Annotated in this window: 11 protein-coding genes and 2 pseudogenes; 5 read left to right on the top strand and 8 right to left on the bottom strand. The window is 74.4% G+C overall.

Annotated features, from left to right (window positions below; genetic code table 11):
* Nucleotides 1-4: 4 nt before the first annotated feature.
* From ACWFQ8_RS14630 to ACWFQ8_RS14640, 3 genes are read right to left on the bottom strand one after another with little or no spacing between them, the layout of a single operon-like run.
* Nucleotides 5-319: an acyl carrier protein gene (locus ACWFQ8_RS14630; RefSeq protein WP_453786569.1), complete on the bottom strand. Its 315-nt coding sequence runs from the start codon at nt 317-319 to the stop codon at nt 5-7.
* The gene (locus ACWFQ8_RS14635) at nt 309-5,138 is read right to left on the bottom strand and encodes a beta-ketoacyl synthase N-terminal-like domain-containing protein (protein ID WP_453786570.1); all 4,830 of its coding nucleotides are present in this window, start codon (nt 5,136-5,138) and stop codon (nt 309-311) included. Before ACWFQ8_RS14635 ends, ACWFQ8_RS14630 begins: the two co-directional genes overlap by 11 nt.
* A complete protein-coding gene (locus tag ACWFQ8_RS14640) occupies nt 5,131-12,219 on the bottom strand; it encodes an SDR family NAD(P)-dependent oxidoreductase (protein WP_453786571.1) in 7,089 nt (2,362 codons plus the stop codon). The genes ACWFQ8_RS14635 and ACWFQ8_RS14640 overlap by 8 nt, the downstream gene beginning before the upstream one ends.
* Before the next feature lie 595 nt (nt 12,220-12,814).
* Here ACWFQ8_RS14640 and ACWFQ8_RS14645 point away from each other — a divergent pair.
* Together ACWFQ8_RS14645 and ACWFQ8_RS14650 are read left to right on the top strand one after the other, a co-directional pair.
* Entirely contained in the window at nt 12,815-13,708 is an 894-nt protein-coding gene (locus tag ACWFQ8_RS14645) for a LysR family transcriptional regulator (RefSeq protein ID WP_453786572.1), read from the top strand.
* A 177-nt stretch (nt 13,709-13,885) separates the two neighbouring features.
* Nucleotides 13,886-15,088, top strand: a complete 1,203-nt coding sequence (locus tag ACWFQ8_RS14650; protein ID WP_453786573.1) for a putative Ig domain-containing protein — start codon at nt 13,886-13,888, stop codon at nt 15,086-15,088.
* Between the two features lie 70 nt (nt 15,089-15,158).
* On the opposite strand, the gene ACWFQ8_RS14655 is transcribed toward ACWFQ8_RS14650, so the two are convergent.
* Entirely contained in the window at nt 15,159-15,716 is a 558-nt protein-coding gene (locus ACWFQ8_RS14655; protein ID WP_453786574.1) for a mycothiol transferase, read from the bottom strand.
* Nucleotides 15,717-15,784: 68 nt separating this feature from the next.
* The gene (locus ACWFQ8_RS14660) at nt 15,785-16,780 is read right to left on the bottom strand and encodes a magnesium and cobalt transport protein CorA (protein ID WP_453786575.1); all 996 of its coding nucleotides are present in this window, start codon (nt 16,778-16,780) and stop codon (nt 15,785-15,787) included.
* Between the two features lie 116 nt (nt 16,781-16,896).
* Between ACWFQ8_RS14660 and ACWFQ8_RS14665 the strand changes: the two genes are divergently transcribed.
* Nucleotides 16,897-17,631 carry a hypothetical protein gene (locus ACWFQ8_RS14665; RefSeq protein WP_453786576.1) on the top strand — a complete coding sequence of 245 codons (735 nt, stop codon included), beginning with the start codon at nt 16,897-16,899 and terminating at the stop codon, nt 17,629-17,631.
* Nucleotides 17,632-17,765: 134 nt separating this feature from the next.
* On the opposite strand, the gene ACWFQ8_RS14670 is transcribed toward ACWFQ8_RS14665, so the two are convergent.
* The gene (locus ACWFQ8_RS14670; RefSeq protein WP_453786577.1) at nt 17,766-18,083 is read right to left on the bottom strand and encodes a hypothetical protein; all 318 of its coding nucleotides are present in this window, start codon (nt 18,081-18,083) and stop codon (nt 17,766-17,768) included.
* A gap of 149 nt (nt 18,084-18,232) precedes the next feature.
* Between ACWFQ8_RS14670 and ACWFQ8_RS14675 the strand changes: the two genes are divergently transcribed.
* Nucleotides 18,233-19,585 (top strand): SMI1/KNR4 family protein, encoded by a 1,353-nt coding sequence (locus tag ACWFQ8_RS14675; protein WP_453786578.1) that lies wholly within the window; start codon nt 18,233-18,235, stop codon nt 19,583-19,585.
* Nucleotides 19,586-19,660: 75 nt separating this feature from the next.
* Here ACWFQ8_RS14675 and ACWFQ8_RS14680 read toward each other — a convergent pair.
* Together ACWFQ8_RS14680 and ACWFQ8_RS14685 are read right to left on the bottom strand one after the other, a co-directional pair.
* A pseudogene (locus tag ACWFQ8_RS14680) lies at nt 19,661-20,245 on the bottom strand (transposase); the annotation flags it as partial.
* Between the two features lie 67 nt (nt 20,246-20,312).
* Nucleotides 20,313-20,390: pseudogene (locus ACWFQ8_RS14685) on the bottom strand (hypothetical protein); the annotation flags it as partial.
* A gap of 730 nt (nt 20,391-21,120) precedes the next feature.
* Between ACWFQ8_RS14685 and ACWFQ8_RS14690 the strand changes: the two are divergent.
* Nucleotides 21,121-21,455, top strand: a 335-nt coding sequence (locus ACWFQ8_RS14690) for a transposase (RefSeq protein ID WP_453786579.1), incomplete at its 3' end; no start/stop codon positions are given.

A 21,455-nucleotide genomic window follows, 5' to 3' on the forward strand; every position in this document is an offset into this window, starting at 1 on the left:
GCGGTCAGGCCGTCGTGACCGGGCGGACGGGCAGGGCGGTCGGCCCGCCGTGGGCGACCCGCGCGATGTGGTCGACGAGCTCGCCGACCGACATGGCCAGGATCGCTTCCATGTCCTTCTCCGCGAGGAAGCCCATCAGGTCGACCCCGGAGCCGTAGCGCTCGTGCAGCAGCTCGGCGAGAGCGACGAACTCGATGCTCTCCAGCGCCAGGTCCTCGTTGAACGTGGTCTTCATGGTGACCTCGTCGGCGAGGAGGAACTCGTCGCCGACGACGCGGACGAGCATGCCGGTGATCTCGGCGAGGATGTCAGATGCCATGGCTGTTCTCCGTGGGGGTCGGAAGGACTGCGGGGGCGGGGTGCGGGGCGCGAGCGAGGCCCTCGGGCGGAGCGGGTGGAGCGGTCGAACCAGTCGAACCAGTCGAACCAGTCGAACCAGTCGGAGCGGTCGGAGCGGTCGGGTCGGTGGAAGGGATCGGGGCGGTGGGGACGGTCCAGGCGACCAGGTGCCCCGCGTGCGTGGCGGTGCCGATGCGGTGGGTGCGGCCGGCCGGGGACAGGACCCGCAGCCCGCCCGCGGGGTCCTCGCTCACCCGCCACCGCACCGGCCGCCCCCCGAGCCCCGTGCCCTCCGCCTTCGCGGCGGCCTCCTTGGCACACCACAGGAGGGTGGCGGCGGACGCGAGAGCGGACCCGTCCCGGGCCGCGAGCCGCTCGGCGAGGCGGCGTTCGTCCGCGGTCAGCGCGACGCGGATCAGCGCGCCCGGATCCTCGGCCGCCGTCTCGACGTCGATGCCCACGGGGGCGTCGGGGTGCGCCAGGGCGACGGCGACCCGGTCCTTGTGCGCCAGGGTCAGATGCAGGCCGGCGGCCAAGCCGCCCGGCACGGGGCGGCCCGCCCCGTCGTGGCCGACGGTGACCTCCGCCGGGAACACCGACCCGGCGCCCCGGTCCCACAGCAACTGCCGCAGGGCGTCCTTGGCCGCGATCCGGCCCAGCAGCCAGGGGTTGCGGGCGCGCGGCGCGAGCCGCTCGTACTCGGCGCGCTCGGCGGCGCCGAGGTAGCGCCGCATGACCAGTTCCTGCGAGGCGGGGTCGCTCCAGCGGCGGGCGGCCGCGCACCAGCCGCCGGGCTGGGGTTCGCCGATCCCGGACACCTCCGGGGTGAACTTCATCGGCCACACCCGCTCGTCGGCGGCGAACCGGCGGTAGGTCCAGTCCTCCAGCCGCGCCCACACCGCGCCGCCGCCGGGGGTACGGAGCTCCACGTCACCGCGTACGGAGGTGGGCCCCACCGCGCGGATACGGGCGGTGGCCGCGAGCAGTGTCCCCGGCGCGGGCGGGGGCCCGTACAGCCGGATCCGTGCGAGGACGGCGGGGAACACGAGCTTGTCCGAGTCCAGGCGCAACTGCATCCAGTGGCCGAGGAGCTGCCCGGCGGCGTCGAGCAGGGCGCCCGGGGCGGGCAGTGCCCGGAGCACCCCTCGGATGCCGTCGTCCCCGACGGAGGCGACCTCGTGGACTCCGGCGAAGCGGGGGCCGTGGAACATCCAGCGGTCCCGGTAGAGCGCCTCGGCGGAGACCGGCGCGGGGCGCTCGGCCGTGAGCGGGGTCGGGTCGGGGGCGGGCGGCGCTCCGTGGCCGGACCCGAGGAGGACGGTGACGCTGGCGCAGTCGCCGATGGTCACCCGGACCCGGCCGTCGCCGTCCGGGCGGGTGGTGAACTCGATGTCGACGGGGGGAGCCACGGGCAGCCAGCGCAGGGCGCGCATGTCGTCGAAGCCGGTGACGAGCTGCCCCGGACGGTCGGCGAGGGCGGCTTCGGCGGCCAGTTCCAGCATGGTGGTCATGGGGACGACGGGGAAGCGGTCGGACTCCTCCGGCCAGTCCTCGGGCTGCAGGTAGACGCAGTGGTCGCGGACGGAGGGGAGGGTGTCGAGGGAGAGCCGGCGCGTCCGCGTCCGCGGCGTCCGCGCGGATGCCTCCGCGGCGGGCCGGAGAGGCGACGCACCGGGCGGGGCCGCGCGGCCGGCGCCGGGCGGGGACCCGGTGGCTGTGTCGGGAGCAGCCCCGGTGGCGGCACGCGGGTCCGGGGCGCCGGCCGGGGCCGGTGGCGGCGCGGCGGTGCCGGGCGGGACGGCGGCCGGGGTTGGGGCCGGAGCCGGGGGTACGGTGGCCGACGCGGTGGCGGGGGACGGGGCCGGAGGTGCCGCGGTCAGGGCCTCGGTGACGGCACGGGCAGCCGCTTCCGTCTCGTCGAGGACGGCGTCCAGGGCCGACCGCAGCACGGGCCTTCCGGTGACGGCGGCGATGCGGCGCGGACCGGTGCGGGGACCGGCTTCCCGCAGGACCCCGGCGGCGCCGTTCAGGCGCACCAGGGGGGAGCCCAGGTCGAGCCGGACCCGGTTCCCCTCGCGCGGCGGCGCCGACCGGTCGGCGAACCGGTCCCAGCGGGGCTGCAGGCCCTCGGTCCAGAGCGCCGCGGCCAGGTGGCGCACGGCGTCCGGCCCCGAGTGGCGCGGGGTGGAGGCGGCGACCGCGAGGTGCTCCGTCCCGCGCAGGGTGTCCTCGACGAAGCCGGTGAGGCTGCCCGGCCCGGCCGAGACGAAGACCCGTACGCCCGCCTCGTGCAGCCGCAGGGTCAGGGAACGGAAGTCCACCGGCTCCAGCAGGTGCCGGATCACCAGCTCCTGGATCTCCCGCGGACCTGCCGGGTACGGGGCGGCCGTGGTGGCCGACCAGACGGGGAGCTCGGCGGCCCGCAGCGGCAGCCGCGCGAACGCGGCCCGCACCTGGCCGAGGTACGGCTCCCACATGGGCGTGTGGAAACCGGACCGGAAGGGCAGCTCCTGACCCGGCACTCCCTCGGCGGCCAGCCGGCCCAGCACCGCCGCGATCCGCTCCGGCGGTCCGCAGACCACCGACTGGTGCGGGCAGTTGTCGTGGCTGACGGCCACGCCCTCCAGGCCGTGCAGGGCGGCCGCCGCCTGCCGCGCGCCGCAGCCGAGGGCCGCGTACACGAGGTCCGGCACGGCGAGCGAGCCGGGCCGCAGTGAGCCGAGGAAGGTGTCGACCGCGTCCTGCGGGTACATCCCGGCGACCACCATCGCGGCCCACTCGCCGAGGCTGTGCCCCGCCACCAGGTCCGGCCGGATGTCCAGTTCGGCCAGGACCCGGGCGAAGAAGCGGCCGGCGGCGAGGGCGTCGAGGGCCCGTTCGACGAGCCCGCCGCCGCCGCGGAGCGCGGGTGCCGCCAGGCCCAGGCCGGCGCCCACCTCCTCCAGGGCGGGTGCGAATTCCGGCTCCAGGCCCGGGAAGAGCAGGGCGAGCCCGCCGCCCGGCTCGGCGGCGTACGGGCCGAGCAGCGGCCGGGGCGTGAACCACACCCCGCCCCGGCCGCGCCAGGGACGGCCGCGCGCGAGGACCTTGGCGGCCAGTTCCAGGCGTTCCGGGGTCGGCCCGGCGATCGCCAGCCGGTACGGACCACCGTGCTCGAAGGCTCGTGCGTCTCGGGAGGCTTCGGAGGCGGTGGCGGTGGCGGCCGCGGCTTCCGGCGAGGCCAGCAGGCGGGCCAGCTCCTCATGGCCGTGCGCCGAGAGGAGGAGTACGGACGCGGGTGCGGCGGACCCGCGCGCGGCGGGTCCGGTTGCCTTCCCGGGGCGGCCGGCGCCGCCGCGTGCGGCCGGCAGCGGGAGGAAGCGGCGAACCGGGGGCCGGTTCGCGCGGGCGCGGGGAGCCTCCTCCAGGATCACGTGTGCGTTGATGCCCCCGAATCCGAAGGCGTTGACCGCGGCCCGGCGGGGTTGCGGGCCCCGCTCCCAGGGCTCGGCCGTGCGGACCGGGCGCATCCGGGTCCGCGCGAGGGCCTCGTGGGGATCGTCGAGGTGGAGGGTCGGCGGCAGCACCCCCTCGTGGACGGCGAGCGCCGCCTTGATCAGCCCGGCCATGCCGGAGGCCTGCATGGTGTGCCCCAGCATGGACTTGACGGAGCCGAGCGCTACCGCGCCGGCGTCGCCCGGAGACCCGAACACCCGGGCCAAAGTGGTGAGTTCCGCCTCGTCACCGACCGGGGTGCCGGTGCCGTGGGCTTCCAGCAGACCGATCGACCCCCTGGCCGTCGGATCGAGGCCCGCCGTCGTCCAGGCCCGCTCCAGCGCCTGGACCTGCCCGTCCACCAAAGGGCTCATCAGGCTCGCCGCACGGCCGTCGCCCGCCACGCCGACCCCGCGGATCACCGCGTACACCCGGTCGCCGTCCCGTCGGGCGTCCGCGAGCCGCTTGAGCACCACCACGCCCGTCCCCTCGGAGAGCAGCGTGCCGTCGGCCCGCCGGTCGAAGGGGCGGATGCGCTCGCTGGGGCTGAGCGCGCCCAACTGGGTGAACACGCTCCACAGCGTGGCGATGTGGCAGTGGTGGACGGCTCCCGCGACGACCAGGTCGCAGCGGTCGGCGGCCAGCAGGGCGACCGCCTGGTCCACCGCCAGCAGCGAGGAGGCGCACGCCGCGTCCAGGGTGTAGGCGGGGCCGCGGAAGTCGAGCCGGTTGGCGGTGCGGGCCGCGGTGAAGCTGGGCACGAGGCCGATGGACGCCTCCGGCCGCTCCGGCCCCAGAGCGTTCTGGAAGGCCCGCCGGATCGCGGCGATCCGGTCGTCCCCCAGCTCCGGCGCCAGCTCGCGCAGGGTGGCGCTCAACTGGTGCGCGGTGCGGACGCGCTGGTCGAGGCGGGCGGTCGCCACCCCCATGAATCCGCCCCGGCCGAGCACCACGCCGATCCGCGCCCGGTCCGCCGGGAGCCGGTCCTCGCCGCCCGCGTCGGCGATGGCCTCGGCGGTGGCGTGCAGGGCCAGCAGCTGGTCGGGCTCGGCCCCCGCCACGGTGGCCGGCATGATGCCGAAGCGGGTGGGGTCGAAGGAGGCGAGGTCGTCGACGAATCCGCCCCGCCGGCAGTAGAACCGGTCACTGCCGGACGGCCCGTCGGGGGCGTAGTACACCTCGGGATCCCAACGCCCGGGCGGAACGTCGGTGATGGCGTCGACCCCGGTGAAGAGGTTGTGCCGGTAGGCGCAGAGGTCGCCGGCGCCGGGGAACACGGCGCCCATGCCGACGATCGCGGCATCGGTCGGACGCGGCTCAGCCATGGTGGGCCTCCCGCCCCGTCGCGTCGACGCCGGCGCCGGTGTCCGGGTGGGCGCCGGTGTGCGCGTCCGTGCCGGCGCCGGTGTCCGCGTCGGCCATGAGGACGACCTGCGGGTCCGTGCCGTGGGCCAGCTCCGCCAGGAAGGCCTCCACCCCCGCGTCCGGCGCGATCAGCGCGATGCCGCGTCGCGCGTACGCGCGCTCCAGCTCGGGGGTGACCATGCCGCCCGCCGCCGCGGCCCACGGGCCCCAGTCGACGGCGAGGACGCGGCCGGGGGAGGCCGCGGACCACGCGTGGGCCAGGGTGTCCAGGGCGTCGTTGGCAGCCGCGTAGTCGCTCTGTCCGCGGTTGCCGTACACCCCGGCGACGCTTCCGAACAGAGCCAGGAAGGCGGGGGCGGGCGCTTCTGCCGCGCCCTCGTCGGCGACCGCGGCGGCGAGGTGGCGGGCTCCGTCCACCTTGGTGGCGAAGACGTCGGCGAAGGACCGCGGGTCCTTGTCGCGCAGCAACGAGTCCCGGAGCAGGCCCGCGCCGTGCACGATCCCGTCGAGCCTGCCGTGGCGGGCCCGGACGCCGGCCACGACCGTCCGTACCGCGGCCTCGTCGGTGACGTCGACGCAGTGGTAGCGGACGGACGCCGCGGTGCCGTCGAGGGCGCGCAGGGTCTCCCGTACCTCGCGGGCGGCCAGGACCCCGGACGCGGCCGCCTCGATCTCCGCCGGGGTGCGCAGCCCCCCGGCGATCAGCGCGGCGCGCAGGGCCACGCGGTCGTGCGCCGAGGCGAGGGCCGGGTCCTCGGCGGCCTCGGGCGGGGGAGTACGTCCGACGAGCTCGACGTGGCAGCCCGAGGCGCGGGCCAGGGCGAGGGCGACTCGGGCGGTGATGCCGCGAGCCCCGCCGGTGATCAGGACCACGCTGTCGCGGTCCAGCGGTACTCGCGGGGGCGAGGTGTCCGCGAGCGGCGCGGGTACGGTGCGCAGGACGGTACGGACGCCGTGGGTGTAACCGACGGCAACCGGCCCGTCCGGGGCGCACAGTTCGGCCAGGAGGTGCGCGGCTATGCGTTCCGGCCGGTCCTTCGGGTCGACGTCCACGGCCCGCACGACGGTCCCCGGGCATTCCAGCGCGGCGCTGCGGGCGAACCCCCGCAGCCCGAGACCCGGAACGGGATCGGGCGCGGCCGGGCCGTGCCCGAACGCCCCGCCCGCCGCGGTGACCACCATCAGCCACCGCACCCCGCCGACCAGGGCCCCGCGCAGCCTCTCGAACGCCTCGGGCAGCACCGGATCGGACCCGGGGCGCAGGGCGCTCAGATCGACGAGGCCGTCCAACCCCTCGGCGCCCGCCGGCACGGTGCGGACCCGCGCGCCGTGCGACTCCAGCAGCGCGGTGAGTACGGGTCCCACCCCCAGGCCGTCCTCGACCACGGCGAAGGACCGGCCGGCCAGTGCCTCGGCCGGATCACCCGCGGCGGCCGGCCCGACGGCCACCGTCTCGACCCGGAACCGGACCGGCCGCCGTACGAGCCCCCCGCCGGGCTCCTGGCCGGAGGCGACGCGGAGCGCCCCGCCCGGCTCCGCCCCGGCCCCCTCCGGGGCCGGGACCCGGGCCGGGACGGAGGCCCCGTCCGGCTCTTGGCCGGGGGCGGCGCCCCACTTCTGGGCCGCGGCCGGCCCGCCCGGAGGGGCGGCTGGCCCCGCCGGGGCAGGGGTGGGCGCCGCGGGTTCCCGGGCCGCGATCCAGTCCACGATCCCGCGGAGCGTCTTGAGTCGGGACAGTTCCTCCACGGCCGACTCCGCCGCGCCGTCGAGCTGTCGTGGCAGACCGATCCGGTCGGCCAGGGCCCCGACGATCTCCACCCGCTTGATGGAGTCGACCGAGAGGTCGGCCTCCAGGTCGAGGTCGGGGTCCAGCATGTCCCTCGGATATCCGGTCCGGGCGTGGACGATCTCCAACACCGCGTCCATGACCTCGTCCCGACCGAGCGGCCCCCTTGCGCCGGGGACCGCCGCGTCCCCCGCCGCCCCACCCGGACCCCCGGCCGACGCCCCACCGGGCGCCGCGCCCCCGGCTCCGCCCGCAGCTCCTACCCAACCCCCGTCCGACTCCCCACCGGGCGCCGCGCCCCCGGCTCCGCCCGCAGCCCCGCCCGGCGCCCCCGCGCCTTCCGCCGCCCCTGCCGCCGCGCCGGCAGTCGCCCCGGCGCCTCCCGTCACGGCCGGCTCGGCCGCCGCCGCCCCCGCGCCGAGATAGCCCAGCAGGACCTCGCGTTGGGCGGCCACCAGCTCCCGCGCCCCGCGCAGGTACTCCAGTACGGTCTCCTCACGGCGGTCCACCGCGACCGCCGCCGCGGGACGCTGCGGCTGCACGCGCCGGGCGGGCCGCAGTCCGCCCGCCACCGGCGCACCGTCCGCCGTACGCACCAGGTGGCCGTCCACCAGCCAGCCGGGACGGCGCGGCGCCCGCTCGGGCAGCAGCGCCGCCCGGCCCTTGAACAGGACCTCCGGATCCACCGGCACCCCGGCCGCCGCCAGTTCCGCGAGCGCGGCCAGCAACCGGGGCAGGCCCGGGTCGCCCGGCGCGTCCACGGCGACGGCCGTGTGCGCGCGGCCGCCCAGAATCTGGGCGACCAGACCCGTCAGCACTCGGCCGGGCCCCGCCTCGACGAACGTCCGCACCCCCGACGCGTACATGGCCTCGATCTGTTCCACGAAGCGGACGGGCTCGGCCACCTGCCGGGCCAGCACCTCGCGCACCTCCGCGAGATCCGCGGGATACGGCCGGGCCGTGACGGTGGACCAGACCGGAACGGCGGGCAGCGCCACCGCGGTCCCGGCCAGCTCGGCGGCGAGCCCGTCCACCGCGCCGGCCACGACCCCGCTGTGGAAGGCACAGGCCACCGCAATGCGCTCCCCGCGCAGCCCGGCGGCCCGCAGGTCGGCCAGCGCCGCCTCGACGGCCGCCGTGGGGCCGGAGATCACGCACTGGGACGGCGCGTTGTGGTTGGCGACGACACACCCCGCTCGTGCCGCGATGTCCCGGACCCGCTCCGGGCCGGCCGTCACCGCGGCCATCGCCCCGGGATCCGCTCCGGCCGCCTCCAGGATGGCCGACGCCCGGCGGGCGCTCAGCCGCAGCAGCGCCCCGGTGTCGAGGGAGCCCGCGGCCCACAGCGCGGTCAGCTCCCCGTACGAGTGCCCGGCGGCGCAGTCCGGCCGGACGCCGAGCGAACCGAGCAGCAGGTGCGCGGCCGCGCCCGCCAGACCCAGCGCGGGCTGGGCGACGCGGGTATCGGTGACCGCCGCGCGCTGCCGCGACCGCTCCTGCGGGGTGAACGCCGCCGGCGGGAACATCGCGGCGACCACCTGCGCCGGAGCCTCGTCCAGCAGGCGCCGCAGCCCCGGGAACGCGACGTACAGGTCTCCCAGCATGCCCGGGCGCTGACTGCCCTGTCCGGGGAAGAGGAACGCCACCTGCCCGGGATCCGCCCACACGGCCCGTACGTACACCCCCTCGCCCGCACTGAGGGCGCGGGCCCGCTCCAGCTTGACGGCGAGGTCGTCCAGGCTCTCGGCGATCACCGAGACCTGTACGGGACCGGTCGCCGAGGCGGCCGCCTCGGCCGCCAGGTCGCGCAGCGGCCAGGGCCGCCCCGCGCCGTCGTTCTGCGCCAACCGGGCCGCCAGCCGGTCCATCGCCCGCCCGACCGCACGGTGGTCGGCGCCACGGAAGCAGAACAGCTCCGCGGGCCACGCGTCCAACCCGTGCGGGGGCTCGTCCTCGCAACCCGCCAGCACGGCGTGGTAGTTCGTACCGCCGAAGCCGAAGGCGCTCACGCCGGCGACCCGCTGCCGTGCGGGCACCGCCCACGGCCGGGCCTCGGCGTCGAAGAAGAACGGCCCCTCCTCGGCCCGCCAGTCGGGATGCGGGCGGTCCAGGTGCAGCGTCGGCGGCCGCACCCCGGCATGTACCGCCCGCGCGGCCTTGATCAGCCCGGCCAGGCCGGCCGCGCACTTGGTGTGGCCGATCTGGGACTTGACCGACCCGAGGGAGCAGCCCGGGTTCCCGGAAGCGTCGAACAGAGCGGTCAGCACCGCCAGTTCCGTGCCGTCGCCGACGACGGTGCCGGTACCGTGCGCCTCGACAAGACCCACCTCGGCCGGTGAGACGCCCGCCCGCTCGTAGGCCCGCTCCAGGGCGCGCCGCTGACCGTCGGGCCGGGGCGCCGTGAGCCCGAGGGAGCGCCCGTCGCTGGACGCGCCGACGGCCTTGACGACCGCGTACACCCGGTCGCCGTCCCGCCGCGCGTCCTCCAGCCGCTTGAGCACCACCGCCGCGACCCCCTCGCCCAGCGCGATCCCGTCGGCGTCCGCGGCGAAGGGACGGCACCGGCCGGTGGGGGACAGGGCCCGTACGGAGGCGAACATCAGGTAGTCGTTGATGCCGTTGTGCACGTCCGCCCCGCCGCACAGCACCATGTCGCTGTCCCCCGAGCGGAGCTGGCGGCAGGCCAGGTCCAGCGCGGCGAGCGACGAGGCGCAGGCCGCGTCGACCGTGCAGTTCGCGCCGCCGAGGTCGAGCCGGTTGGCGATCCGGCCCGCGATCACGTTGGCCAGGACGCCCGGGAAGGAGTCCTCCGTCAGCCTCGGCAGCTGGCCGTCCAGTTCCGGCGGCAGCTCCCCCAGGTAGCCGGGGTACAGGGCGCGGAACCCGTAGGCGCCCGCCAGGTCCGTACCCGCCTCCGCGCCGAAGACGACCGAGGTGCGCGAGCGGTCGTACGCGCGCCCGCCCCCGTACCCGGCGTCCGCGAGGGCGCGGCCGGCGATCTCCAGGGCGAGCAGCTGCACCGGCTCGATCCCGGACAGGGAGGCCGGCGGGATGCCGTGCGCGAGCGCGTCGAAGGGCACCGGGGGAAGGAATCCGCCCCACCGCGAGGGGGTGCGCTCCCCGGACCGGGCCGGGTCCGGGTCGTAGTGGAGCGCGGGATCCCACCGGTCCGGCGGCACCTCGGTGACCGCGTCCCGGCCCGCGACGACGTTCGCCCAGAAATCTGCCAGGTCCCCCGCGCCCGGATAGGCGCAGGCCATGCCGACGATCGCGATGTCCAACGGCTCGGCCGGCTCCGCCACGGGCGGCGCGGCCGGGGCGAGTTCCCGCGCCCTGCGCTCCAGGAAGGCGCACGCCCCTTCCGTCACCTGTGCGTGCAGCGCGGCGACCGTGGTGGTGGCCGACCGGGCGGTCGCGGCCTGGCCGAGCATGAACAGGCCGTCGCGCCGCTGCTCCTCCTCGCTCACCGGCACCGGCCCGGTGCTCCCGTGCCGCACACCCTTGCTGGCGATGCGCAGCCGCCCGAGATTGAGTCGCTCCAACTCCTCCCACACCTCGCGCGGGCTCGCACCGTCCTGCGACAGCCGCAGCCGTGCCCCCTCGAAGGTGTCGGCGTACTCGGTCGCCGCGCACCGGGTGGCGTGACCGGGCGCGGTCCGCAGGAGGACGGTCGCCTCGCAGGCGACGGCGGCGGCCTGGAAACCGGGCAGTACGGCCCCCGCGGCCACCGCCTCCGAGGTGAAGAGGTAGGCGGTGCCCATCAGCACGCCGATGCGGGCGCCCCGCTCGGCGAGCGGGGCCGCCGCGACGGCGGCCATGGCCGCCGACCGCTCGTCGTGGACGCCGCCGGCGAGGAGGACGTCCAGCTCCGATGCGTTCTCGTGCGCCAGCAGCCGGTCGATCTGCTCCTCCCAGAGCGTGAAGGAGGACCGGGGCCCGATGTGGCCGCCGCATTCCAGCCCCTCGAAGACGAACCGCCGGGCGCCCTCGGCGAGGTACCGCTCCAGCAGCCCGGGGGAGGGGACGTGCAGGTACGTACGGGTGCCCGCGGCCTCCAGCGGGGCCGCCTGGGCGGGCTGCCCGCCCGCGATGATCGCGTACGGGGGGCGGCTCCCGGCCACCGCGGCCAGCTGCTCCGCCCGCAGCTCGGGCGGTGCGAAACCGAGCAGGCCCACGCCCCAGGCCCGGGAGCCCAGGCGCCGGGCCGTCTCGGCGAGCAGGGCACGGACCTCGTCGCCGGGCATGACGGCCAGCGCCAGGTACGGGACCCCGCCCGCGTCCGCGACGGCCTCGGCGAAGGCGGCCCGGTCGCTGACCCGGGTCATGGGGCCCTGGGCCACGGGCAGGTGCGGCTCCCCGGCCCGCGGCCGCAGCGGCGCGCTCCGCACGGCGGCGTTCAGGTGGGCGGAGACCGCCTCCCGGACGGCCTGCACGACGCCGCCCGTCGTACGGTGGCGGACCGCGAGGCGGGCGGCGAAGGCGCCGTCCTGGCCGAGGGGCAGGACGTGGGTGCGCAGCGAGCGGGCGCCCAGCCGGTCGACCAGTCCCGCGGGATCGGGCGGGGTGAGGTCGGGGCGCGTGTAGATCCGGTGGCCCGCGACGACGGCGGTCTCGCTGCCGTCCATCGCGCGCAGGACGGAGGTGATCTCCCCGGGGAGGGCGGCCTCGCCCTCGGTGGTGAGGGCGAGTTGCGCGTCGAGCAGCACTCCCGCGGCGCCGCCCGCCACGGCGGCGGCCGCGGTGTGCGGGCCGATCCCGCCCTGGGCCAGCACGGGCACCGTCACGTCCGGGTCCGCCAGCAGCCGCTGCAGCAGGACGAACGCCGTCAGCTCGCCGACCCGCCCGCCCGCCTCGTGCCCCTTCGCGACGACCGCGTCGGCCCCGGCGGCCACGGCGGCCACCGCCTCCTGCGGGCTGGTCACCTCGGCCCAGACCCGCCGGGCCCCGCCGGCCGCCCAAGCGGCGGGGCTCGGGTGCTGGGCGGGATCCGCCAGGAGTACGGTGTCCACCTCCGCCGGCAGCTCGTCCGGCCAGACCGGGCAGCCGACCGGCACGCGGACGCCGTAGGGCTGCTGCAGGCTCCGCGCCGCTTCGGCCAGGCCCTCGCGGGCCCGGCAGGCGTCTCTGCCGAGGTCGAGCAGACCGAGGGCGCCCGCGCGTTCGGCGGCCACGACGATCCTGGGGTGGGGCTCTTCGAAGGGGCTGAGCGCGACGACGAGGTCGCGGACGGCGGAACGGGCCGGCTGGGGGGTCACAGGCGCTCCTGACGGGCCGAACGGGCAGGGCGAAACGGGCAGGGCGAAGCGGAGGCGGCCGGCGGGTGGAGCCGACTGACGTTGCTGCGGTCGGTACCGGCGGTCGGTACCGGCGGACGGTGCCGGTGAGTTGGGGAACGGCAGCGCGAACAGGCGGAGCGCACCGGGTGCACCGTGCCGACGACGGACGGCGCGGCGAGGGTCCTGGCAGGTCGAGGGGGTGGCGGGGGTTCGCCCACGCCGCTCCGGCGGAACACCCGTCCGGAGTGACCGCCGGGTAACACCGTCGTGCCGCGTTGCATCGTGCGGTGACCACCGCTGACTGTCAACGGCCGTGCAGGTACGGTCCATTGGCTTTTGGCCGTGTCGAGATCGCTGCGGAATCCGCGCCCTGGGACCGCTCCCACCGCCCCGGCCTGCACGGTTGCCCGCACCGGAGCCCCTCCCTCCGTGCGGTGGTCCCGACCGTGCGCCCGGCCGGGCATGCCGTCCGGGTATGGCTCGCGGTCAACCCGGTATGCGGGCCTCCGCAGCCGACCGGTTGTTCATTCGGTTGCCCCTTACAACGGAACGATCCGGGAGTTACCGTCCGGTCATGACCCCCACACTCGCGCAGCTTCGATACCTCGTCGCCGTCGCGGACTGCCGCTCCATCACCGGGGCGGCTGCCTCGGTGTTCGTCGCGCAGTCCGCACTGTCCCGAGCCGTTCAGGCCATGGAGCGCGACCTGGGAGTGGAACTGCTCGCCCGCCGCGGGCGCGGCGTGGACCTCACGCCCGAAGGCACCCGCGTCGTCCGGTTGGCGCGTACGGTGCTCGACGCCGTCGAGGCGATCGAGGACGTCGGTGCCCCGCACGCGCAGAACACCCGGGCCACCCTGCACGTAGTCGCCACTCCGACCCTGGCGCTCGATCTGGCGGTCGACCTCGTCCCCGCCTTCACCGCACGCAGCCCGGGGGTCGACGTACGCCTTCACCAGCACGACAGCCGGGAAGTGCTCGTCCAGGAACTCATCGACGGAACAGCTGAGTTGGGACTCGTCGACCTCCCCGTCGACAGCGAGCTGTCGGCGCACCACATCCAGGAGCGCGAGGTCGTCCTGATATCGCCCCTCGGTTCCCGACTCCCCGACCCGCTGCCCTTCCGGATGCTCGACGGCCTGGACATGGTGCTGCCGGCGCCGGGAACGGGCCGCCGTACGGAGCTGGAAGCGATGTTCAGCAGCCTGGGCGTACGCCCCGTGCCCACCCTGGAGGTCAACGAACGGCTGGCCTGGGTCACCGGCGTGATCGACGGCCGCGGCTCGCTCATCTGGTACCGCGATGTCGTCCTGCGCTCCTTCGGCCGCCGCGCCGAGGTCCGCTCCTTCACCCCGCCGCTGTTGCGGCCCGTGGGGATCGTGCACGCCAGGCGCCCCCTGAGCCGCGCCGCGCGGGCCTTCCTCGCCCACGCCCGGCACAACTCGCCCGTCCGCGAACCGAGCCGCTGACGCCCCCCCGACTGGGCGCGGAGCCGTGGGCCCCGCAGTCACCGTGGCTGCCGTGGCTGCCGTGCCTGACGTGCCTGCCGTGTGCCGTGCCCGCCATGCCCGCCCGGCATCGGTCCATGCCCAACGCGGGGGTGCATGCCGCTTGGGAACCGCGACCGCCGCCGCCACATTGTGCGCATGCCCCGACTCCTCACGTCCCCCCGCGCCGCCGCGACAGCCGCCGCCGCGAGCCTCGTCCTGCTGTTACCGCTCCCGCCCGCCGGGGCCGCGTACGCACCGACCGCGCACCGGCCCCCACCGGCGCCGTCCGCAGCGGCCCCGGAACCCCACTGCACCCTGCCCGCGGGCCTGACCGAGATCAGCGGGCTCGCCGCGAGTACGCGCCACCCCGGCGTCCTCTACGCCGTCAACGACAGCGGCAACACCAACCAGGTCTTCGCCGTCGACTGCTCCGGCCCCACCGGCCGGCTCAGGGCCACCCTCACCGTCGCAGGCACCTCCAACACGGACTGGGAAGCGCTGGCCCTGGGCAAGGACCAGGCCGGCCGTCCGGTGATCCTGGTGGGCGACATCGGCGACAACCTCAGCGGCCGCGCCGAGCTCACCGTCCATTCCCTCCCCGAACCCGACACCCTCGCGAACGCCACCGTCAGCCCCGTCACCCACCGCTTCGCCTACGCCGACGGCCGCCACGACGCGGAGTCCCTCCTCGCCGACCCCGCGACCGGGCAGCTGTACGTCGCCAGCAAGCTGATCGGCGCCGCCGGCCGCCTCTACAGGGCGCCGCTGCCCCCGCAGGCCGGACAGCTCAACACGCTGACTCCGGTCCGCCCCGGCCCCGTCTTCGCCACCGACGGCGCGTTCTCACCGACCGGCAGGTCATACACCCTGCGCAGCGGCGGACCCCTCGGGGCGAACACGGCCTCGGTGTACGACGCGTCGACGGGCGCCGAACTGGCCGATGTGGCCCTGCCCGCCCAGCCCCAGGGCGAGATCGTGACGTACGCCGACTGCGCCACGCTCGTGGTGGGCTCCGAGAACGACAACCAACTCTGGCGCGTACCGCTGCCCGCCGGGGCCGCTCCCGGTTGCGACGGCACGACGCCCCCGCCCACCGGCGACCTCAAGATCACCGACCCCGGCCCGCAGACGTGCGGCTTCAACCGGAGCTGCACCATCCAGCTCATCGCGACCGGTGGGAAGCCTGCCCTGCGCTACAGCGCGAGCGGACTGCCCTGGGGACTGGTCCTCGACACCGCGACGGGCCGCATCAGCGGCAAACCCTGGGCCACGGGAACCGTCCGGATCACCGCCACCGTGACCGACGCCACCGGAGCCTCGGCCACCACGGCCTTTCCGCTCACCCTCACCTGGTCGTAGGCCGCACCGCGCCGACCCCTGCCCGCGCCGCACGCCGCCGGCCCGGGCAGGCCCCGCCCCGCCGCCTGCGCTACTGGCCCACCCGCCCGTCGATGCACTCCCGCAGCAGGTCGGCGTGCCCGCAGTGGCGGGCGTATTCCTCGACCCTGTGCACCATCAGCTCCCGGCCCGGGATGTTCTCCCTCCCCAGACGCTCACCGAGATCCGGGTGCCCGGCGAGCACCGCGTCGGTCGCGGCCTGCTCGCGCGCCAGGTCGACGTACGCGGCGTCGACCGCGGCCTGCTCCGCGACGACTCCGTCGAAGTCTCCGCCGTCGCCGTACAGCTTCGGCTCCGTCTCACCGTGGGTGATCCAGTTGCGCCAGTCCCGTTCCACCTCGGCGAGGTGGCGCAGCAGACCGAGCAGCGACAGCGTCGACGGCGGAACCGACCGGCGGGCCAGCTGCTCCGGATCCAGGCCCTCGCACTTCATCCGCAGGGTCAGCCGGTAGTCCTTGAGGAAGCCCTGCAGCGTCGCGAGCTCGCCCTCCGGACCGGCACCTTCCATCTCGCGGGGGTCGTCGGCCGGGTCGGCCCACATGTCCGGGTAGACGGTTGCCTGGGTCCACCGCGCGGGTTCCTCACTCATGCGGCCCATAGTCGCCCGTGCCCACCGGGGCACGCCAGCCATTTGCCGCCGGGCCCCCTCCCGGGGACCTACAGCCAGCCGTTGCGGCGGAAGGCGCGGTAGAGGCCGCCCGACGCCGCCGCCATGAGGCAGACCGCGAGCGGGTAGCCGTACGTCCAGCCGAGCTCGGGCATGTGCTCGAAGTTCATGCCGTAGACACCGGCGACCATGGTCGGGACGGCGAAGATCGCCGCCCACGCCGAGATGCGCCGCATGTCGTCGTTCTGCCAGGTGCCCACCCGGGCCTGCTGGGCGTCGAGGACCGAAGTCAGCAGCTCGTCGAGGGTACGCACCTCGATATCGGTGCGGTGCAAGTGGTCCGCCACGTCACGGAAGTACGGCAGCGCCTTCGTCGGATGCTCCTCTTCGCCCAGCGCGCCCACCAGGCCGTTGAGTACCGGAACGAGAGGCTGCACCGCGTCACGGAACTCGCGGACCTCCCGCTTCAACGAGTAGATGCGTTCGGTGTGGTCGACGCGGGAAGAGGAGAACACCTGGTCCTCCAGCCGGTCGAGCGAGGCGCGCACCCTGTCGGCGGCCTCGCCGTAGGCGTCGACGACGACGTCCAGCACGGCGTGCAGAACGGCCCGGGGCCCGAACCGCAGCATCTGCGGGTCGGCGTCGAGCCGGCGGGCGGCCTCGGGACAGGGGTCCGCCTCTCCGTGCCGCACGGTGAGGACGTAGCGGGGACCCACGAAGAGCATCATCTCGCCGGTCTCGACCGCCGGTTCCTCCTCCGTGTACCACAGGGTCTTCAGCGCGACGGCCAGGACGTCGCCGTAGCGCTCACGCTTGGGGCGCTGATGCGCCTGCACGGCGTCCTCCACCGCCAGCGGATGCAGACCGAGGTCGTCGGCCAGCTGCGCGAGCTCGTCCTCGGACGGATCGACCAGGCGCACCCAGCCGAACTCGCCCTCGTCCAACCCCCGCAACCGTTTGAGGACCAGCTGGCACGCCTCGTCGTCGAGGTCGCACTCCACCGTCTCCGGTCGGCCGGGCCGCTTCCCGTACACCACGCATTCCATCCCTCCCGCATGCTTCAACGCTCCGGTTTCATGCACGTGGGGCGAAGGCGCCGGTTCGACCGGCAGCCCGCTTCGACCAGCTCCGCGCACAGCTCGCCGGCTATCCCTCAGTCCTCATGTACCGCGAAGGCGACCGTACGACGCTGTCTGCCGACTGCCAGGCGTTGGCATTCTTCGGAACACTGAGCACCTGCCCAACGGCAGCAGCAGAACTGACGGACGCGGTGGCGGACCTTGGGGTCACGCCCCGCACAGCGCTGGCCGTTCTCGGCCTCTCACCGGACGAGGTGAGCATCACCTCCCGCCACCCTGGCATCACCGACCCTGTAAGCGTCTCCCTGGTCGTCTTCAACACCGCCGGCGGGGCCGGAGCCGAACAGATTTGGAGTGCCGCCTACCGGACTCTGGGCTTCCCTATGCTCGATGTGCCGGTGGAGTCGGGGATGCTCGGCGCGCAAGCGAGGGCCGACTACGTCAAGTGGGTGCTGGATGCCGCTGTGATCGGTCTGCTTGCCCTGGTCCTCGCCGGAATCGTGGGCGCGGCCTCGGTTTTCGACGACCAGGCGCGCGGCCTCGGACCGATCGCTTCGTTCCGACGCGACAGGAGATTCTACTTGAGAGTCGCCTTCTGGAACCTCTCGGTTCCCCTCGCGGTTGCGGGAGCAGGCGCCGGAGTGGCTACGTATCTACTCGGTCGGATGCTGCTCTCGATCGGCGACGGAGGCGAGCTCTCGGGCGGGCTCGTGGCTGCCGGTACATTCGGCATCGCCATCAGCGGCCTTGTCGTAGCCGTTGTCTGCGCAGAGATCGCAGTACGGCGTAGCCGAACCTGGCTCCCTACGGGCGATTGATCAAGCCTGTGGCCGGACCCTGTCCGACCGACGAACGGGACCGCTGGGACTGGCCCCACAATGCGCCTGACCTGGGCAGAGTGACGGGCAGCACGGAGGCTTCCGTGCTGCCCGTCGCCGTCCGCTCTGAATGCTCACCGGCTGAGGCGGGTGGGCGGCCCCCATGCGTATTCGAGGTCGTCCAGCAGGAGGTCCGGGCGATCCAGTCCGGATCGCGTTGGGGCGCCTGCGCCCGTGTCTCGGTGGCCGGCGCGCAACATGCGCCAGCTGGCGCGGGGCGCGGTGACCGCGTGGGCCAGGACGACGACGTGGCGGCCGGTTCGCTCCTGGACCCGCGACCTGGTGAAGGGGACCTGATCGGCCGCCCAGTCGCCCAGACAACGCCACGGGCGCAGACGCCCGAGCGGGTAGTCGGTCGCGAGCGCGGCAACCGCAGTGAGTACCTGATCCATATCCCCCGTGCACTTGGCCCTGAGCGTTTTCTACTTGGCCCGCTGAGCGCGTAGGTGACCCACCCGGTTGCGGCAGGCCGTCTCACCTGTGGTGTTGAGGACGGCGACCCGGCGCCTTTGCTATCACTGGTTCCGCGTACGGTCTCCGCATGGTTGAGCAGAGACCTCCCTTGCCCTCGTCGATATGCAACTTCGCCATGTGGGAGCCCGTGCTGCGGCTCCTGCGGACCTACGACACGGAGAGGCATACCGGGCGACCCATCCGCGGAGCCGGGAGCATGGGCAAGAACGGCTGGAGCCTGCCCCTGCGGGGACCCGTGTCGCCAGCCTGTCAACGCGTCGTGGACCGGGTGCACAGAGCACTCGCGCGTGCGGGAGTCGACGAGATCGTTTTCACGGCGGAGATCTGGCCGACAGGAAGGACCACGCTCCGGCTGGTCGAACGCGGCCCGGCCGTGGAAGCCGCCTTCGGCAGCCCGGACCTGGGGGTGCTCGTCCTGGTCGAGGGCGCCCTGCCCGAGCCCTGGCGCCGCCTTCCGGATCCGAGCCCTGACGCGAGGCCGGCCCCCTCGGCGGACCTGGAGTTGCTGGAACGCACGCTCCGCGAGCGGTTGCCCGAGGCCGTCGGAGCGACGGAGGAGGAGATCGCCGACGTCGAAGCGCACCTCGGCGTCACGCTTTCCGAAGAGCTCAAGGTCCTCTACCGGATGGCACCGGCACACTGGGAGGACTGGAGGGATGCCTTCGGGGTGGTCGGCTGCGAGCTCTTCACTCTGGACGACCTCTACACCGTCGACGTGACGACCCGCTCCCCCCGCTGGGAGTTCGCGGCGACGGAGACAGCCGTCACCCGACCCGATGCCACGGTGCAAAGCCTGGCCTGCTCACCCGGATGGATCGTCATCGGGTGCAGAGGCGAGGGAGAGTGGCTGGCGGTCGATCTGACACCCGGCCCGCGCGGACACCTCGGTCAGGTCATCCTGATCGACCACGAAAAGAGCATCGGCGCCGAACTCGTGGCCGACTCCCTCACCGACCTGGCCTTGGACCAGCTGAGAGAGGAACAACCCGACCCGTCCACGGATCGACTACCGATCGCGGCCGCGGTGGGCACCGGAAACCTCCAGGACGTACAGGACGCCGCACACCCCGCCCTGGAAGTCCTGTCCATCAGCGAGTGCGCCAGCGCGCCGTTCAGCCTCACCCCGCTCATCGGACTGCCCCGGCTGCGCACCCTCACCGCGCGCCCCGGCACGCTGGCCGACCCCCTGGAGACCATCGAGCTCACCGGACTGGAGTTCCTGGAACTCGGCCCGCAGGAATGGCGCGTCCTCCTGGACGGCGGCGCCGTCCCCCGCACCCTGTCGGCCGCCGCCATCACACCGCACGACGATGAGGATTCCCTGTCCATCGCGGCCATCGCCAACGAGCTCCTCGCCCTCTGGGACCGGCCACGGATCATCCAGGCCGTCCTCGAAGGAGACCTCGGCCCTGAGGCTTAGCGTTGAGGCAAGCAACGGTTCAGATGGGAACCGCCTCAGGCACGTTTCCAGTCAATCGCGTGTGTGTTCGCGGGAGGGCGGCTGGCTGGCCCGGCGGGACTGCCGACGGGTGACTCGCCTGGTCATAAGGGTGATCGCGGCCCAGGTGATCACCGACTCCGAATGCTGGACGAGACGTTCGTAGTCGCGGGCATGTCTGCGGGCGGGCATGACCCAGGCCAGCGACCTCTCGACCACCCAACGGCGGGGCAGGACGACGAACCCGACCGCGTTCTTCGGCCGGCTGACGGTCTTCAACGTCAGGTTCAGGTACTTCTTCGCACAGTCGACGAGCTGTCCGGCGTAGGCGGAATCGGCCCGGACGATCGCAATCTCCGGGTGCATGAGCCTCAGCCTGAACAGGAGTTCCTTCGCCGCGTCGCGGTCGGTCATGTCGGCCGGGGTGACCATAACGAACAGCGGCAGGCCTTTGGTGTCGACCACCAGGTGCCGCTTCCTGCCGTTGATCTTCTTCGCCGCGTCGTAGCCGCGCGAGTCCTTGCCGACGGTCTCGGCGGCCTTGACGGACTGGGAGTCGATGATGGTGGCGACCGCTCCAGGGGAGCGGCCCATGTCCCGGCGGACGCGTTTGCGGAGCTGGTCTCGGATCTGCCCGATCACCCTCGCAGTCGAAGCCGTCGTCGGAGCACAAGCCGCCCTCGATCCGGCTTACCGCCCGCCACAGCGCACCCGTGGCGACGGCCTCGCATGCGGCCTCCAGGCGCGCCTGGAACTCCACTCCTGCTGTGGCTGGCCGGCGCAGCAACTCCTCGCGCAGCCACCTCAGCCGCTCTGTGCGGTCATGAGCGCCCAGAAGGTTCTCTCATCCATGCGGGACAGGATCACAGCCACCACTGACACACCCGAGAGCAGCCTGTACGCCGACAGGGGGGCGCTCGTTTGGGTGAGGTCCGGGTGGATGCCGATCCGTCCGGACCTCACCATGCGGTTGATGGCGGTGAACGGGTCAGTCTCGGGTGTGTTCCCGGGATGCCGGCTGGGTGGCCCGGCGGGACTGTCGGCGGGTGATGCGCCTGGTCATCAGGGTTATCGCGGCCTAGGTGATCATTGCCTGATCCATATCCCTGATTTCGAGGTGTTTGGGGCCGTAGCCTGTAGTGGTGTCCGAAGGTTCCGGGCGGCCCGGAGTGCGGGTGTGTGGAGGCTGCGGTGACCGGTTGAGGCCGGCCGCGCGGCCGGACGCCGTGTTCTGCTCGAGCTATGCCGTGCCAGGTCATGGCGGCGGGCTCGTCGGTTGCGGCGCCGGGTGATGGCGGAGTGGAACGGGGCGGGCCGGGCGGTGTGTCGCGAGTGCGGGACAGCCTGGGTGGCAGGGGTGGATCGGCGTTCGGACGCCGTCTACTGCTCGCGCCGGTGCGTCATGAGGGCCTGGCGGTCGCGGAACGAATCGTTCGGAGAACGGTCACAGTGACCACTGCACGAACTCATCCGAATCGGACTTCCGAACAGATTTACCCTCATGAAGGGAGGGGACGTTGGCCCGGCACCGCTGCTACCCCTCGGACACCTACGACGACGAGTGGGCATTGATCGAACCGCTCCTGCCGATCCCGGCCTGCGAGACCCCTCGGGGCGGCCGGCCGGAGAAGCACCCGCGGCCCGAGATCGTGGACGCGATTCGGTACGTCGTCGACACCGGCTGCAAGTGGCGGGCCCTGCCCAAGGACTATCCGCCTTGGCGAACCTGCTACAACGCCATGGCGCGCTGGGCCGCCAAGGCATCGTCGGCACGGTGGACAACGTCGGGTTGCGGGGATGCCGGCCACACGCTCAAGGAATGCTCCTCCACCGGGTCGTCGCCGTCATGCCC

Source organism: Streptomyces sp. NPDC055254 (assembly GCF_053606025.1).

Excerpts from the sequence above, each read along its gene's own strand:
- ACWFQ8_RS14630 (WP_453786569.1), bottom strand. The coding sequence starts at position 319 with ATGGCATCTGACATCCTCGCCGAGATCACCGGCATGCTCGTCCGCGTC.
- ACWFQ8_RS14635 (WP_453786570.1), bottom strand. The coding sequence starts at position 5,138 with ATGGCTGAGCCGCGTCCGACCGATGCCGCGATCGTCGGCATGGGCGCC.
- ACWFQ8_RS14645 (WP_453786572.1), top strand. The coding sequence starts at position 12,815 with ATGACCCCCACACTCGCGCAGCTTCGATACCTCGTCGCCGTCGCGGAC.
- ACWFQ8_RS14650 (WP_453786573.1), top strand. The coding sequence starts at position 13,886 with ATGCCCCGACTCCTCACGTCCCCCCGCGCCGCCGCGACAGCCGCCGCC.
- ACWFQ8_RS14655 (WP_453786574.1), bottom strand. The coding sequence starts at position 15,716 with ATGAGTGAGGAACCCGCGCGGTGGACCCAGGCAACCGTCTACCCGGAC.
- ACWFQ8_RS14660 (WP_453786575.1), bottom strand. The coding sequence starts at position 16,780 with ATGGAATGCGTGGTGTACGGGAAGCGGCCCGGCCGACCGGAGACGGTG.
- ACWFQ8_RS14665 (WP_453786576.1), top strand. The coding sequence starts at position 16,897 with ATGTACCGCGAAGGCGACCGTACGACGCTGTCTGCCGACTGCCAGGCG.
- ACWFQ8_RS14670 (WP_453786577.1), bottom strand. The coding sequence starts at position 18,083 with ATGGATCAGGTACTCACTGCGGTTGCCGCGCTCGCGACCGACTACCCG.
- ACWFQ8_RS14675 (WP_453786578.1), top strand. The coding sequence starts at position 18,233 with ATGGTTGAGCAGAGACCTCCCTTGCCCTCGTCGATATGCAACTTCGCC.